Origin of the sequence: Stenotrophomonas koreensis (assembly GCF_001431525.1) — a bacterium.
In the GTDB taxonomy this organism is placed as follows: domain Bacteria; phylum Pseudomonadota; class Gammaproteobacteria; order Xanthomonadales; family Xanthomonadaceae; genus Stenotrophomonas; species Stenotrophomonas koreensis.
Genome location: NZ_LDJH01000006.1, coordinates 41177 through 56181 on the forward strand (window position 1 = coordinate 41177; position 15005 = coordinate 56181).

Sequence of the window (15005 nt, forward strand, 5' to 3'; positions counted from 1 at the left end):
GTGAGAGATGACCATGCAAGTATTGCTGGCTAACCCGCGTGGTTTCTGTGCCGGGGTGGATCGCGCCATCGAGATCGTCAAGCGTGCGATCGAAACCCTCGGTGCGCCAATCTATGTCCGCCACGAAGTGGTGCACAACCGCTTCGTCGTCGATGACCTGAAGGCACGTGGCGCGATCTTCGTCGAGGAGCTGGACGAAGTGCCCGATGGCAATACGGTGATCTTCAGCGCCCATGGCGTGTCCAAGGCGGTGCGTGCCGAGGCCGAGCGCCGTGGCCTGAAGGTATTCGATGCCACCTGTCCGCTGGTGACCAAGGTCCACCTGGAAGTGAGCCGGCATTGCCGCAATGGCCGCGACGTGGTGCTGATCGGTCATGAGGGCCATCCGGAAGTGGAGGGCACGATGGGGCAGTGGAACCGCGAGGCCCATACCGGCGCGATCTACCTGGTGGAGGATGTGGCCGATGTGATGGCGCTGCAGCCGGGCCAGCCGGAGAACATCGCCTACACCACCCAGACCACGCTGTCGGTGGATGACACCCGCGCGGTGATCGCGGCCTTGCGCGAGCGCTTCCCGAAGATCGACGGGCCCAAGAACGACGACATCTGCTACGCCACCCAGAACCGCCAGGATGCGGTGCGCGAACTGGCCGCCGAGTGTGACCTGGTGCTGGTGGTCGGCTCGCCCAACTCCTCCAACTCCAACCGGCTGGCCGAGCTGGCCCGGCGCGAGGGCGTGGAGTCCTACCTGATCGACAACGCCGGCGAGATCAATGCCGCCTGGGTAGCCGGCAAGCAGTGCGTCGGTGTCACCGCTGGCGCCTCGGCCCCGCAGGTGCTGGTGGACGGGGTGCTGGCGCGCCTGGCCCAGCTCGGCGCCACCAGCAAGCGCGAACTGGATGGCGAGCCGGAGTCGATGGTGTTTGCCCTGCCCAAGGAGCTGCGCCTGCGTCTGGTTGATTGACCAACGCCTTCACGTTGCCTAGAATTGCGCTCCTTCGCCGGAATAGCTCAGTTGGTAGAGCGGCGCATTCGTAATGCGTAGGTCGCAGGTTCGATTCCTGTTTCCGGCACCATCAAAAAAGCCCGCCCTGTGCGGGCTTTTTTGATGCCTGCGCGGCGCATCCGGGCCTATGCGACAACATGTCGCAGCGTACATGGGGCGGATATGGCGTCAACGCCGCGTCAATCCCTTTCGTTAAAAAGCGTGGCGGCCTAAAATCACCGGGCTGAATTGTGTCAGGTGTCCTGTCCGCGGCGGAATTGCTCCGACGTGGGCCGTTCTGCGTCCGGGGACTTTGCATCTTTTCGGCACAACCCTCCCGCAATTGGATCGAGTCGATGATTCCGTTGAAATCCCTTGGGCGTCTAGTACGCCCGGGCCTGCTAGTCGCGATGGCCGTCTTGATGACGGGCTGTGACTGGGCCCTGTTTGACCCGAAGGGCCAGATCGCCCGGGAAGAGCTCACCCTGCTGATCACCTGTACGGTGCTGATGCTGCTGGTGGTGATCCCGGTGATCGTGATGACCCTGGTGTTCGCGTGGAAATACCGCGCTTCCAACACCAATGCCCGTTATGAGCCCGAGTGGTCGCACTCCACGGCCATTGAAGTGGTGGTGTGGTCGATCCCGTGCATGATCGTGCTGGTACTGGCGGTTCTGTGCTGGAAGTCCTCGCATGCGCTGGATCCGTACAAGCCGATCGAACACGAGAAGCCGGGTATCGAGATCCAGGCCATCTCGCTGGACTGGAAGTGGCTGTTTGTGTATCCGGAAGAAAACGTGGCCGTGGTCAACGAGCTGACCTTCCCGGTCGACACCCCGCTGAACTTCCGCATCACCTCCGATACCGTGATGAACGTGTTCTTCATCCCGCATCTGGGGACGATGATCTACTCCATGGCCGGCATGGAAACCAAGCTGCACCTGATCGCCGAGGAAACCGGTACCTTCCCGGGCCGTTCGGCGCATTACAGCGGCTACGGTTTCAACAAGATGTACTTTGATGCCCATTCGGTCAGCGATGCCGAGTACCAGCAGTGGCTGGGCAAGCTGCGTGCCGACGGCAAGACCCTGGACCAGGCCGCCTTCACTGCCCTGGGGGCCGAGAAGAACCACGACTGGTATCCGGTCACTTACTACAGCAGCGTTGAAACCGGCCTGTTTGACTGGCTGGTGGAACGGCACATGGGTGACAACCACCACTTCGGCATGAAGCACGATGCCGCAGCGGGCGGTCATGACGCACATGCTGGCCATGCCGTGGAAGCGGCGCCGGCAGCAGCGGTGGAAGCTTCGGCTGAGGCGGTGTCCGGCGAGCATGCCGGTCACGCTGCACAGCCGCAGGCGGATGCCCACGCTGGCCATGGCGCTTCGGGAGAATGACGATGTTCGGAAAACTGTCCCTCAATGCGATCCCGCACGATCCGATCGTGCTGACCACCCTGGTCGGCGCCATCTTCGGCGGCATCGTGGTACTGGCCCTGCTGACCAAGTTCAAGCTCTGGGGCTATCTGTGGAAGGAGTGGTTCACCTCGGTGGACCACAAGAAGATCGGCGCGATGTACCTGATCGTCGCCTTCGTGATGCTGCTGCGCGGCTTCTCCGACGCGATCATGATGCGTGCCCAGCAGGCGCTGGCCGCCGGTGGTGCAGAGGGTTACCTCAATCCGCACCACTTCGACCAGGTGTTCACCGCACACGGCGTGATCATGATCTTCTTCGTGGCCATGCCGCTGATCACCGGCCTGATGAACCTGGTGGTGCCGCTGCAGATCGGCGCACGAGACGTCGCCTTCCCGTTCCTGAACTCGCTCAGCTTCTGGCTGTTCGTGGCAGGTGTGGCGTTGATGATGATCTCGCTGTGGGTCGGTGAATTCGCCGCCACCGGCTGGCTGGCCTTCCCGCCGCTGTCGGGCAAGGAGTACAGCCCCAGTGTCGGTATGGATTACTACATCTGGGCCCTGCAGGTCTCCGGTCTGGGCACCACGCTGTCGGGTATCAACTTCTTCATCACCATTTTGAAGATGCGTACCCCGGGCATGCCGCTGATGAAGATGCCGGTGTTCACCTGGACCGCGCTGGTCACCAACGTGCTGATCATTGCCGCTTTCCCGGTGCTGACCATCACCCTGGTGCTGCTGACCCTGGACCGTTACCTGGGTACCCACTTCTTCACCAATGACGGTGGCGGCAACGCCATGCTGTACGTCAACCTGATCTGGATCTGGGGCCACCCGGAGGTTTACATCCTGATCCTGCCGTGCTTTGGCGTGTTCTCCGAAGTGATTGCCACGTTCTCGCGCAAGACCCTGTTCGGCTACAAGGGCATGGTCTACGCGACGGCCGCCATCGGTGTGCTGTCCTTCCTGGTCTGGCTGCACCACTTCTTCACCATGGGTTCGGGTGCCAACGTCAATGCCTTCTTCGGCATCACGACGATGATCATCTCGATCCCGACCGGCGTGAAGATCTTCAACTGGCTGTTCACGATGTACCGCGGCCGTATCCAGTTCACCTCCCCGGTGCTGTGGACCATCGGCTTCATGGTCACCTTTGTCATTGGTGGCATGACCGGCGTGATGCTGTCCATTCCGGCCATCGACTTCGTGCTGCACAACTCGCTGTTCCTGATCGCCCACTTCCACAACGTCATCATTGGTGGCGTGGTGTTCGGCTGCTTCGCCGGCATCACCTACTGGTGGCCGAAAATGTTCGGTTTCACCCTGAATGAGACCTGGGGCAAGCGTGCGTTCTGGTGCTGGTTCGTTGGCTTCTATGTCGCCTTCATGCCGCTGTACGCATTGGGCTTCATGGGTGCCACCCGTCGCATGCAGTCCTACCCGAACATGGAATACCAGCCGTACTTCATCGTGGCCGCCATGGGTGCTGCGCTGATTGCCCTGGGCATCCTGTGCCAGGTCATCCAGATCGCCATCTCCATCCGTGACCGCAAGCAGAACCTGGACCTGACCGGTGACCCGTGGGATGCCCGCACCCTGGAATGGGAAACCGCTTCCCCGGTGCAGTTCTACAACTTCGCCACCCTGCCCAAGGGTGAGGAGCTGGACGACTTCTGGCAGCGCAAGCAGCGTGGTGAGGCCTGGCCGAAGCCGGCCAAGTACGAAGACATCCACATGCCCAAGAACACCGGTACCGGTGTGGTCATCGGTGCCTTCTCGCTGGTGCTGGGTTTTGCGATGGTCTGGCATATCTGGTGGCTGGCCATCATCGGCCTGGTCGGCATGATCGGTACCTTCATCTACCGCAGCTTCGACAAGGACGTGGATTACTGGGTGCCGGCTGCTGAAGTTGAACGCATCGAGAATGAACACCGTCGCCACCTGGAAGCCCAGGGCCTGGTGAAGACCGAGGTGAAGGCATGAGCACTATCTCCACCAACCACCATGGGTCCGCCGCGCACGCGGCGGCCCATGACGACCACCACCACGACACCGGCGGGAACACCATCCTGGGGTTCTGGGTGTACCTGATGAGCGACGTGCTCATCTTTGCCTCGCTGTTTGCCACCTACGTGGTGCTGGCTGGCGGTACCAACGGTGGCCCGTCGGCCAAGGACCTGTTTGACCTGTCCTTCGTCGCCTGGGAAACCGCGCTGCTGCTGTTCTCCTCGCTGACCTTCGGCCTGGGCATGATTGCCCTGCACAAGGCGCAGAAGGGCCAGATGTTCTTCTGGCTGGCCATCACCTGGCTGCTGGGTGCCGGCTTCATGGCGATGGAAATCTGGGAGTTCAACCACCTGGTCCACCAGGGCTACGGTCCGGACCACAGTGCCTTCCTGTCGGCGTTCTTCGCCCTGGTCGGCACCCACGGCCTGCACGTGACCGGCGGCCTGATCTGGCTGACCGTCATGTTCATCCAGCTGTCGCAGGATGGCCTGACCCAGCGCAACAAGACCCGGATGGCGTGCCTGAGCCTGTTCTGGCACTTCCTGGATCTGATCTGGATCGGCGTGTTCTCCGTGGTCTACCTGACGGGAGCTATGTAATGTCCGCACATGACAACCACGACCATGACAGCCATGGCAGCGTTGCCTCCTACCTGGTCGGCTTCGTGCTGGCAGCCGTACTGACCATCATCCCGTTCTGGGCGGTGATGGCCGGCAACCTGTCGCCGCTGGCCACCGGCCTGACGGTGGTGATCACCGCCGTGCTGCAGGTGCTGGTCCACCTGAAGTTCTTCCTGCACCTGGATTCGTCCAAGGGTCAGCGCATGAACGTTGCTGTTGGCCTGTTCACCGTGCTGGTGATCGCCATCATCGTGGTCGGCACCCTGTGGGTGATGTGGAACATGAACTACTTCATGATGCACTGAGCCTTCAGCCAACGCTGATCGACAAAGGGCCACCGTCAGGTGGCCCTTTGTTTTTTCCCCGCCACCACTGCATGCTCACGGCCTTGTCCAGCGGAGACAGGCTGATGGGGCAGGCAAGCAGGGTGGCGGTATTGATGTTGCTGGCTGCCGGCGCGATCGCTGGCGCCTTGTCCGGTGGCGGCCTGTTGTGGCTGCACTGGGTGTGCAAGCCGCTGGCCACGCTGTGGCTGCTGCTCTGGGTGGGGCAGATGCCGCTGAGTGCTGCGCCGGCCAGACGCTACCGTCGCTGGATCTTCTGCGGGCTGTGCCTGTCGCTGCTTGGCGACATCCTGCTGATGCTGCCCCAGGGATTGTTCGTACCGGGGCTGCTGGCCTTCCTGCTTGCCCATGTCTGCTACATCATCGCCTTTGCGCCGGGCGCCGCCGGCTGGCGGTTGTTGCCGCTGGCGCTGCTGATAGCCGTCATTGCCGGTGCCAATCTGGCTGGGCTGTGGCCACATCTGCCTGACGCCCTGCGCCTGCCGGTCAGCGCCTATGTGCTGGTCATCGCGCTGATGGCGGTGCTGGCACTGGCCAGGGCCTGCGGGCCCGGCCAGCCCCGCGCGGCCAGGCTGGCCGCGGCCGGCGCGCTGCTCTTCCTCCTCAGTGACAGCTGGCTGGCCTGGGACCGTTTCGCCGGCCCGTTGCCGGCGGCCATTGCCGGGGTGCTGGCCAGTTACTGGGCGGCGCAGTACCTGATCGCCGCCTCGTGCGTGGACGCCGGAGTGTCCGCTCCGGGCAGGCAGTAGATCCGGCTGAAGGTGGCCGCGTCGAGCGGCTTGTTGAAGTGGTAGCCCTGCAGCTGGTCACAGCCCATCGCATCCAGTTGTGCCTGCTGGGCAGCGGTTTCCACCCCCTCGGCGACGATGCGCATCTGCAGGGTCCGGCCCAGGGCAATGATCGAGGAAACGATGGCCGCATCTTCGCCGCCGGCATCCAGGTCCTTGACGAAGGCACGGTCGATTTTCAGCTCGCTGGCCGGCAGCCGCTTCAGGTACAGCAGGCTGGAATAGCCGGTGCCAAAATCGTCAATGGCGATATGCACGCCCATCGCGGTCAATTCGCCCAGGATCTTCAGGCTGGCTTGGACATCGCGCATGGCCGTGCTTTCGGTCACTTCCAGGGTCAGGCGGTCGGCAGCGATGCCATTGTTGGCCAGCACTTCGGCCACGCTCTGGGCCAGGTCCGGCGCGGTGAACTGCACCGCTGACAGGTTCACCGCCATGCTCCACTGCCGGTAGCCGGCCGCATGCCAGCGACCCAGCTGGGCACAGGCCTGGTCCAGGGCCCAGTGGCCGATGGGAATGATCAGGCCACTGCGTTCGGCAATGGCGATGAAGCTGTCGGGCATCAACAGGCCCAGTTCCGGGTGCTGCCAGCGCAGCAGGGCTTCGGCACCGATCACCGGCTGGCCGGCGGCCATCAGCTTGGGCTGATAGTGCAGCAGCAGCTGGTTGCGCTCCAACGCCAGGCGCAGGTCCTGCAGCAGGCGCAGCTGCCGGTCGGCCAGCTCCTGCATGTGGCTGGTGAAAAACGCATGGCCGGCGTGCAGCTGCTGCTTGCAGTGGCTCATGGCGGTATTGGCATGGCAGATCAGGCTGCGCTGGTCGTTGCCATCGTCCGGATACATCGCAATGCCGATGCTGGCACGCAGGCTGACCTGGCCACGTTCCAGCTGCACCGTCGGGGTACAGGCGTCGAACAGGCGTTCGGCCAGCAGCACCGCGTCATCCGGACCGGACACCTGGCTCAGGACGACGAATTCATCGGCGCCCAGGCGTGCCAGGGTGTCGTGCGGTCCAAGCTCGCTGAGCATCCGCTGCGCCAGCACGACCAGGACCTGGTCGCCGGCGGCATGGCCGTGGATCTCGTTGACACTGCGGAAATCATCCAGGTTCAGGAACAGCACCGCCAACGGGGTATGGGTTGGCGCAGCCTTGGCGATTGCCTGGGTGATACGGTCTGCCAGCAGGGTACGGTTGGGCAGTCCGGTCAGGGCATCGTGTACCGTGGCCGGCTGCAGGCGCTGGCGGGTCTGCAGCAGGTGGGTATCCAGAAGCTGGCTGCGCTGCTGCATCCGGCGATCAAAAATCATCGCCAACAGGGCCACGGCGAGTACGGCGATGGTGGTGACCATGGCCAGGACGGCCAATGCGGTGGCGTCCAGCCCCGTCATGGCCGCAGCACCGATGCTGTCAGGTGCAAAGTGTGCGGCCGCGATCCCGGTGTAATGCATGCCGGTGATGGCCAGGCCCATGACCAGCGCGGCAACAATCCGCCAGCCACGGGGCTGGCTGCCGGTGTGCGAGCGGTGATGGGCGCAGCACAGCGCCGTGGTGGCCGCAAGCATCACCAGCAGCAGTGCAATGCCGAGCGACTCGTGGTCGTAGCTGATGCCCGGCTGCATGCGCAGCGCGGCCATGCGCAGGTAGTGGCTTGCGCCAATTCCGCTGGTCATGACCAGACCGCCGCCCAATAGCGCCGGCCAGCGCAGCTGCTGCCGCGTACTCAACCACAGCGCCCAGGCGGCAGCCGCCAGTGCGGCGGCCAGTGACATGACGGTAAGACCCGGGTCATAGCCCAGGGCAATCGGTAGCGAATACGCCTGGGTGCCGAGCAAATGCATCGACCACACCCCCAGGCCCAGGGCGAGGCTGCCACCGAGCAGCCACCAGCGCGCTTCGCCGTGGGGAGCGTGCACCCGCCGTGCAGCCAGGTTCAGCGCGGTGTACGACGCCAGCACGGCAATCAGGAAGGAAACCACCACGAGGCTGAGACTGTAGCTGCCGGACATTGCACTGAGCGAGCTGGAGAGTGCTTACCTTATCGACACCCGGGACACGGGCTTGAGCTGTGTCTCAGGGTTTGCGATACGCCTGGGTTATCGTGCAGGCAGCGCACTACAGTGAAACGATGTGATGGCAAAGAGCCGCGTGGCCTACGTCTGCAATGAATGTGGGGCCGAATACACCAAATGGCAGGGGCAGTGCACCGAGTGCATGGCCTGGAACAGCGTGGCCGAGATCGTGCTGGAAAGCGCGGTGGCCGCCGGCAAGTCCAGCCCGTCACGACGTGCCAGCTGGGCCGGCAAGGTCGATCCGCCCAAGGTCACCGCCTTGAAGGACGTGGTGCACAGCGAGCAGGTGCGCCTGTCCACCGGCATCGGCGAACTGGACCGTGTGCTGGGTGGCGGCCTGGTCGATGGCGCGGTGGTGCTGGTCGGTGGCGACCCGGGTATCGGCAAGTCCACCCTGCTGCTGCAGGCCATGGCCAAACTGGCGGCCAGCCAGAAGGTGCTCTACGTCACCGGCGAGGAATCGCTGGCCCAGGTGGCAGGCCGCGCCCAGCGCCTGGACCTGCCGCTCGATGGCCTGGCGGCGCTGGCCGAAACCGGGGTTGAGCTGATCATCGGCCACGCCATGCGCGAGCAGCCGCGCGTCATCGTGGCCGACTCGGTGCAGACCCTGTGGACGGACACGCTCACGGCAGCGCCCGGCTCGGTGTCGCAGGTGCGTGAGGCCGCCGCGCGGCTGGTGCGCTATGCCAAGGAAACCGGTACCGCCGTGTTCCTGGTCGGCCATGTGACCAAGGAGGGCGGCATTGCCGGCCCGCGTGTGCTGGAGCACATGGTCGATGCAGTGCTGTATTTCGAGGGCGAGAGCGGCAGCCGGTTCCGTGTGCTGCGCGCCTTCAAGAACCGCTTCGGTGCGGTCAATGAGCTGGGCGTGTTCGCCATGGGCGAAAAGGGCCTGAAGGAAGTCTCCAATCCGTCGGCCATCTTCCTGTCCGGCTCCGGGCACGAACCGGGCAGTTGCGTGATGGTCACCCGCGAGGGCACCCGCCCCCTGCTGGTGGAAGTGCAGGCCCTGGTCGATGCCTCGCCACTGTCCAATCCGCGCCGGGTGGCGGTCGGCCTGGAGGGCAACCGCCTGGCCATGCTGCTGGCGGTGCTGCACCGCCATGGCGGGGTGCTGGTCGGTGACCAGGACGTGTTCGTCAATGTGGTCGGCGGCATCCGCGTGCAGGAAACCGCGGTCGACCTGCCGGTGCTGCTGGCGGTGCTGTCCTCGCTGCGTGACCGCCCGCTGCAGGAAAAGACGATTGCCTTTGGCGAGGTCGGGCTCTCCGGCGAGATCCGGCCGGTGCCCAATGGCGAGGAGCGGCTGAAGGAAGCCGCCACCCATGGTTTCAAGCGCGCGATCGTACCCCGTGCCAATGCACCGAAGGCCGGCAGCATCAAGGGCCTGGAGATCATCGCGGTCGAACGCCTGGCCCAGGCGATCGAGGCGGCCTGCGCCTGATGTGACGCACTGCAGGGACTGGCAGCGGCGGCCGGGGCACCATGGTCGGGCCGATCCGGCAATTACCAAGGAGTGGAAGATGACAGGCAGGATGGGTTCGATGGTGGTGGTGCTGGCGCTGGCAGCGCTCTGGGGCGTGGCGCCGTGCCCGGCTGCGCACGCCCGCTCGACGGTGGCGGCAGCTGCGCCGCAGGACCGCACCGGCATGGCGCTCCGGCACCAGCTGGGTGGACGCAGCTACCAGCTGGCTGCGGTGCATCCGGAGCCGGCGGCCGGGCGGATACTGCAGGAATACCTGCCGCCCGGACAGGTGCTGGGCCAGCAGACCGAGATGCTGATGATCGACCTGGTGCAGGGACGCCACGATCCGGTCCAGGCCGCACAGCGCAAGCTGCAGGAGATCCTGGCCCGGCGCGAGCAGGGCGACATGCTGGCCAATGGTGAGCTGCTGCTCGGCCCCGGTGGCTCGGCCGCGGTGGACTTCGTGCTCTCGGCGACGCTGCCCGGCGGCGGTCTGGTGGTGGAGTGGAATGCCTACCACTACCGGCAGCTGGACGGTGCGCTGGTGCTGACCGGGCTGTCGCGGCGCGCCTATGGAGATGAGGCGGTGACCGCCTTCCTGACCGGGCTGAAGGAACGCCGCGGGCCGGACCGCAATGCCTTGCTGGCGTGGCAGCCGGAGCTGTCCCGGCCCTGAGCTGTCTGAAGGGCCGCGGCTGCCGGCCCGTTCAGTGGTTGAAGACCAGCTCCACCGCTGCCTTGGAACCGAAGAAGGCCAGCAGCAGCAGCACGCTGGCGGTCAAGGTCAGGCGCACGGCTTTTTTACCGCGCCAGCCCCAGCGCCAGCGCCCCAGCAGCAGGGCGCCGAATACCAGCCACGAGAGCACGCTGAGCACGGTCTTGTGCACCAGCTTCTGCGCCAGCAGGTCATCGACGAACAATACCCCGCTGAGCAGGGTGGCCGAGAGCAGGGCAAAACCGACGGCGATGGTGCGGAACAGCAGGGTTTCCAGTTCATGCAGCGGCGGCAGACGGCGGCTCAAGCCACTGAAACGGCGTTGCCGCAATGCCCGTTCCTGTACCCGCAGCATCAAGGCCAGCAGTGCGCTGATGGCCAGCGTGGCGTAGGCCAGCAGGGCCAGCCAGGCATGGGTTTCCAGTCGCCAGCCCAGCGCCGCCGACGGCGCGTGGCCATGCAGGTGGTACAGCAGCAGCAGTGCCGCGGCCAGCGGGTAGACCACCAGCGCCAGGGCGGTGAGCTGGCCGCGGATGGCGACCACGCTGGTCAATGCGGCCATGCCCAGCCCGACCAGCGACAGCGCGGCAAAGAAATGCATGTCCGCCCCGCCCGGGGTCTGCCAGGCCACCATCACGTGGTAGCTGGCATGCAGCAGCATGCCGGCCAGACCCAATCCGAGCCAACGTCCGCGTACTGCTGCAGTGGTGTGGTTGCCGGTCTGGGCCGAAAGCCCGGTGGCCAGCAGGTAGATCACGACAGAGATGAGAACGATTGTCATCGCCAGAGTTTGGCACAGCGGCCGGGTGAATGCGTAGGGTCAGCGAGTATGGCAGCACAGCGGGTATAATCGGCGGTTTCTTCCATCTGAACCGCAGGTTGCATCGCATGTTCGAGTCACTGACCCAGCGCCTTTCCGGCACCATCGAGCGCCTGCGCGGGCGTGGCCGTTTGACCGAGGAGAACATCCGCGAGGCCACCCGCGAAGTCCGCATCGCGCTGCTGGAGGCCGATGTCGCGCTGCCGGTGGTCTCGGCCCTGATCGAGAAGATCAAGGTGCGTGCGGTCGGCCAGGAAGTGCTCAAGTCGCTGACCCCGGGCCAGGCCCTGATCAAGGTGGTGCGCGACGAGCTCACCGCAGTGATGGGCTCCACCGCCAGCGAGCTGAACCTGAATGTGCCGGCGCCGGCGGTGATCCTGATGGCCGGCCTGCAGGGTGCGGGCAAGACCACCACCACCGGCAAGCTCGCCAAGCTGCTCAAGGAGAAGCGCAAGAAGAAGGTGATGGTGGTTTCGGCCGACGTCTACCGTCCGGCCGCGATCGAGCAGCTCAAGACCCTGGCCGAGCAGGTCGGCGTGCTGTTCTTCCCGTCCGATGCCGGGCAGAACCCGGTGGACATCGTGCGCGCGGCCATTGCCGATGCCAGGAAGTCCTTCGTCGACGTGCTGCTGGTCGATACCGCCGGCCGCCTGGCCATTGACGAAGCGATGATGGCCGAGATCAAGGCCCTGCACGCGGCGGTCAACCCGGTCGAGACCCTGTTCGTGGTCGATGCGATGACCGGCCAGGACGCGGCCAACACCGCCAAGGCCTTCGGCGAGGCGCTGCCGCTGACCGGCGTGGTGCTGACCAAGACCGACGGTGATGCCCGCGGCGGTGCAGCGCTTTCGGTGCGCTACATCACCGGCAAGCCGATCAAGTTCACCGGTACCGGCGAGAAGGTCGACGGGCTGGATGTGTTCCATCCCGAGCGCGTGGCCGGGCGCATCCTGGACATGGGCGATGTGCTCTCGCTGGTGGAGCAGGTCGAGCAGCAGGTCGACAAGGACAAGGCGCAGAAGCTGGCCGAGAAGGTCGCCAGTGGCAAGAAGTTCAACCTCAACGACATGCGCGACCAGCTTGAGCAGATGGAAAACATGGGCGGCATCGGCGGGTTGATGGACAAGCTGCCAGGCCTGGGCCAGATCCCGGAAAACCTCAAGGCCCAGGTCAGCCAGAGCCGCGAGGTGCCGCGCATGATCGCCATCATCAACTCGATGACCAAGAAGGAACGCCGCAACCCGGGCCTGCTCAACGGCTCGCGCCGTGCCCGCATCGCCCGTGGTGCCGGCGTCCAGCCGGCCGACGTCAACCGTCTGATGAAGCAGTACCTGCAGATGGAAAAGATGATGAGCAAGATGGCCGGCGGCGGCATGAAGGGCATGCTGCGTTCGATGCGCGGGATGATGGGTGGCATGGGCATGAAGGGCGGGCTGCCGTTCCGTTGAGTCAGCCCAGGGCGCTGGCCGGTGGCTGTTCAGCATCGGCCGCGGCGAAGGGCTTGGATTGGCCCGCAACGGCCGCTATAATCGCCCGCTTACCGCGCCATCCTGGCGACTGGGTTACATAGGAAAACACACCATGGTCAAGATTCGACTGACCCGCGGCGGCGCCAAGAAGCGTCCGTTCTACCACATCATCGTGACCGACGTCCGTAGCGCCCGTGACGGCCGCAACATCGAGCGCGTTGGTTTCTACAACCCGGTTGCCCAGGGCAACGAGCAGCGTGTGACGCTGGACCTGGCCCGTGTCGAGCATTGGGTCAAGAACGGCGCCCAGCTGACCGACAAGGTCCGCAACCTGGTCAAGGAAGCAGGCAAGGCCCAGGCCGCTGCCTGATTCAACGAGGGGCCGCATCGCAAGATGCGGCCCTTTACACATATGACGAATAAAAATTCAGAGCGCCGCATCCTGCTGGGCAGGGTTGTCGGCGCTTTTGGTGTCCGCGGCGAGATCAAGCTGGAATCGTGGACCGAGCCGCGTTCGGCGATCTTCAAGTACCAGCCGTGGATCCTGCGCAGCCCGGCGGGTGTGGAAACCGAGCTGAGCGGTGCGCGTGGCCGTGATACCGGCAAGCATCTGATCGCTACGTTTCCCGGCGTTGATGACCGCGACGTGGTCGAAGCCATGCGCGGCACCGAGATTTCGGTTGCACGCAGTGCGCTGCCGCCGCCACGTCCGGACGAGTTCTACTGGGTCGACCTGGAAGGCATGGACGTGTTCACCACCACTGGTATCGCGCTGGGAACGGTCTCGCACCTGTTCTCCACCGGCGCCAATGATGTCCTGGTGGTGCGCGGTGATCGCGAGCGGATGATCCCGTGGGTGCGTCCGGATTTCGTGGTCGATGTCGATTTTGACGCCAGCCGGATCACGGTGGACTGGGATCCGGAGTTCTGACCGCCGTGCGCATTGACGTCATCACCCTGTTTCCTGATTTCATCGCCCAGTCCGCCGCTCTGGGCGTGGTCGGGCGTGCCGCCGAGCGTGGCCTGGTCCAGGTGCATGGCTGGAACCCGCGCGATTACGCCGCCGGCAACTACCGCCGGGTGGATGACCGCCCGTTTGGGGGTGGCCCGGGCATGGTGATGCTGATCGAGCCGTTGCTGGCGACGCTGGCAGCGGTCAAGGCAGCCGATCCGGCGCCGGCACGGGTGATCTACCTCTCGCCACAGGGCGCGCCGCTGACCCAGGCCAAGGTGCGTGAACTGGCGGCCCAGCCGCGGCTGCTGCTGCTGTGTGGCCGCTACGAGGGCATCGACGAGCGCTTCCTTGACGCGCATGTCGACGAGGAAATCTCGATCGGTGATTACATCCTGTCCGGCGGCGAGCTGGGCGCGGCGGTGATCATCGATGCGGTGACCCGGGTCCAGGAAGGGGCCCTGGGTGATGCGCTGTCGGCGGTGCAGGACAGCTTCGAGGGCGATGGCCTGCTGGACTGCCCGCATTACAGCCAGCCGGCCAGCCATCCATTGGGCGATGTGCCCGAGGTGCTGCGTTCGGGCAACCATGCCGCCATTGCCAGCTGGCGCCGCCAGCAGTCGCTGCTGCGCACGCGTCAGCGCCGGCCTGACCTGTTTGAACAGCACGACCTGTCCAAGGCTGACCGCAAGCTGCTGCAACAGGCCGACAGCGCGCAGGAAAAGCCCTAGGCCAGTGGCATTGGCTGTTGCCTTTGGTTACACTATGCGACTTCTTGCCGCCTGTTGATCGCGCGGCAGGGGCATAACAACAAACGTGCAGCGCAATCCGGTGACTGCATGAGATCCACGCTGTCGATATCGACACACCCACCCGAATAAACAATCGGTAGAGCCATGAGCAAGCTGAACAAGTCCATCGTTGCGGAGTTTGAATCCGCCCAGATCACCCGCGAACTGCCGCAGTTCAGCCAGGGCGACACCGTCGTGGTGAACGTCAAGGTGAAGGAAGGCAACCGTGAGCGTATCCAGGCCTATGAAGGCGTGGTCATCGCCACCAAGAATGCCGGCCTGAACTCCTCGTTCACCGTGCGCAAGATCTCCCACGGTTACGGCGTGGAGCGCGTGTTCCAGACCCACAGCCCGGTCGTTGACTCGGTGGAAGTCAAGCGTCGCGGCAAGGTCCGTCAGGCCAAGCTGTACTACCTGCGTGGTCTGGAAGGCAAGGCTGCCCGCATCAAGGAAGATCTGGCCAAGGCCGCCCAGGCCAAGGCTGCCCGCCTGGCTGCTGCCAAGAGCGAGTAATCAACCCGGCCGGCAACGGCAGGTTGAAAGGAAGGCCGCCGTCAAGGCGG

15 protein-coding genes and 1 tRNA gene are annotated in these 15005 nt (G+C 64.7%); 14 read left to right on the plus strand and 2 right to left on the minus strand.

Annotated features, from left to right (window positions below; translation table 11 throughout):
* Positions 1–13 precede the first annotated feature (13 nt).
* From ispH to ABB25_RS02710, 7 genes are all read left to right on the plus strand, one after another.
* The gene (gene ispH / locus ABB25_RS02680; RefSeq protein WP_057664414.1) at positions 14–964 is read left to right on the plus strand and encodes a 4-hydroxy-3-methylbut-2-enyl diphosphate reductase; all 951 of its coding nucleotides are present in this window, start codon (positions 14–16) and stop codon (positions 962–964) included.
* Between the two features lie 36 nt (positions 965–1000).
* Positions 1001–1076: transfer RNA gene (locus tag ABB25_RS02685), tRNA-Thr, on the plus strand.
* 265 nt (positions 1077–1341) lie between these two features.
* Positions 1342–2385 carry a ubiquinol oxidase subunit II gene (gene cyoA, locus ABB25_RS02690; protein WP_057663383.1) on the plus strand — a complete coding sequence of 348 codons (1044 nt, stop codon included), beginning with the start codon at positions 1342–1344 and terminating at the stop codon, positions 2383–2385.
* A gap of 2 nt (positions 2386–2387) precedes the next feature.
* Entirely contained in the window at positions 2388–4385 is a 1998-nt protein-coding gene (gene cyoB, locus ABB25_RS02695) for a cytochrome o ubiquinol oxidase subunit I (protein WP_057663386.1), read from the plus strand.
* Positions 4382–5008, plus strand: coding sequence for a cytochrome o ubiquinol oxidase subunit III (gene cyoC / locus ABB25_RS02700; protein ID WP_057663389.1), 627 nt, complete (start codon positions 4382–4384; stop codon positions 5006–5008). The genes cyoB and cyoC overlap by 4 nt, the downstream gene beginning before the upstream one ends.
* Entirely contained in the window at positions 5008–5334 is a 327-nt protein-coding gene (cyoD, locus tag ABB25_RS02705) for a cytochrome o ubiquinol oxidase subunit IV (RefSeq protein WP_057663392.1), read from the plus strand. Before cyoC ends, cyoD begins: the two co-directional genes overlap by 1 nt.
* A 134-nt stretch (positions 5335–5468) precedes the next feature.
* The gene (locus ABB25_RS02710) at positions 5469–6122 is read left to right on the plus strand and encodes a lysoplasmalogenase (RefSeq protein ID WP_425477290.1); all 654 of its coding nucleotides are present in this window, start codon (positions 5469–5471) and stop codon (positions 6120–6122) included.
* Here the strand turns inward: ABB25_RS02710 and ABB25_RS02715 are convergent.
* Complete coding sequence (locus tag ABB25_RS02715) at positions 6050–8167, minus strand: putative bifunctional diguanylate cyclase/phosphodiesterase (RefSeq protein WP_083488069.1); 2118 nt, start codon at positions 8165–8167, stop codon at positions 6050–6052. The genes ABB25_RS02710 and ABB25_RS02715 overlap by 73 nt on opposite strands.
* Before the next feature lie 124 nt (positions 8168–8291).
* Between ABB25_RS02715 and radA the strand changes: the two genes are divergently transcribed.
* Both radA and ABB25_RS02725 read left to right on the plus strand, forming a co-directional pair.
* Complete coding sequence (radA, locus tag ABB25_RS02720; protein ID WP_057663398.1) at positions 8292–9674, plus strand: DNA repair protein RadA; 1383 nt, start codon at positions 8292–8294, stop codon at positions 9672–9674.
* 79 nt (positions 9675–9753) lie between these two features.
* A complete protein-coding gene (locus ABB25_RS02725) occupies positions 9754–10371 on the plus strand; it encodes a hypothetical protein (RefSeq protein ID WP_152980949.1) in 618 nt (205 codons plus the stop codon).
* 31 nt (positions 10372–10402) lie between these two features.
* On the opposite strand, the gene ABB25_RS02730 is transcribed toward ABB25_RS02725, so the two are convergent.
* On the minus strand, positions 10403–11191 hold the full coding sequence (locus ABB25_RS02730; RefSeq protein ID WP_057663404.1) for a cytochrome C assembly family protein: 789 nt from the start codon (positions 11189–11191) through the stop codon (positions 10403–10405).
* Positions 11192–11298: 107 nt separating this feature from the next.
* On the opposite strand from ABB25_RS02730, the gene ffh reads away from it, so the two are divergent.
* The 5 genes from ffh to rplS all read left to right on the plus strand — a co-directional run bounded on the left by ffh (position 11299) and on the right by rplS (position 14955).
* Positions 11299–12678: a signal recognition particle protein gene (gene ffh / locus ABB25_RS02735; protein WP_057663406.1), complete on the plus strand. Its 1380-nt coding sequence runs from the start codon at positions 11299–11301 to the stop codon at positions 12676–12678.
* Between the two features lie 133 nt (positions 12679–12811).
* Positions 12812–13069, plus strand: coding sequence for a 30S ribosomal protein S16 (rpsP, locus tag ABB25_RS02740; RefSeq protein WP_057663408.1), 258 nt, complete (start codon positions 12812–12814; stop codon positions 13067–13069).
* Positions 13070–13111: 42 nt separating this feature from the next.
* Positions 13112–13630: a ribosome maturation factor RimM gene (gene rimM, locus ABB25_RS02745; RefSeq protein WP_152980951.1), complete on the plus strand. Its 519-nt coding sequence runs from the start codon at positions 13112–13114 to the stop codon at positions 13628–13630.
* Between the two features lie 5 nt (positions 13631–13635).
* Positions 13636–14382 carry a tRNA (guanosine(37)-N1)-methyltransferase TrmD gene (trmD, locus tag ABB25_RS02750; protein ID WP_057663413.1) on the plus strand — a complete coding sequence of 249 codons (747 nt, stop codon included), beginning with the start codon at positions 13636–13638 and terminating at the stop codon, positions 14380–14382.
* Positions 14383–14547: 165 nt separating this feature from the next.
* Positions 14548–14955, plus strand: a complete 408-nt coding sequence (gene rplS / locus ABB25_RS02755) for a 50S ribosomal protein L19 (RefSeq protein WP_057663416.1) — start codon at positions 14548–14550, stop codon at positions 14953–14955.
* Positions 14956–15005: the final 50 nt, after the last annotated feature.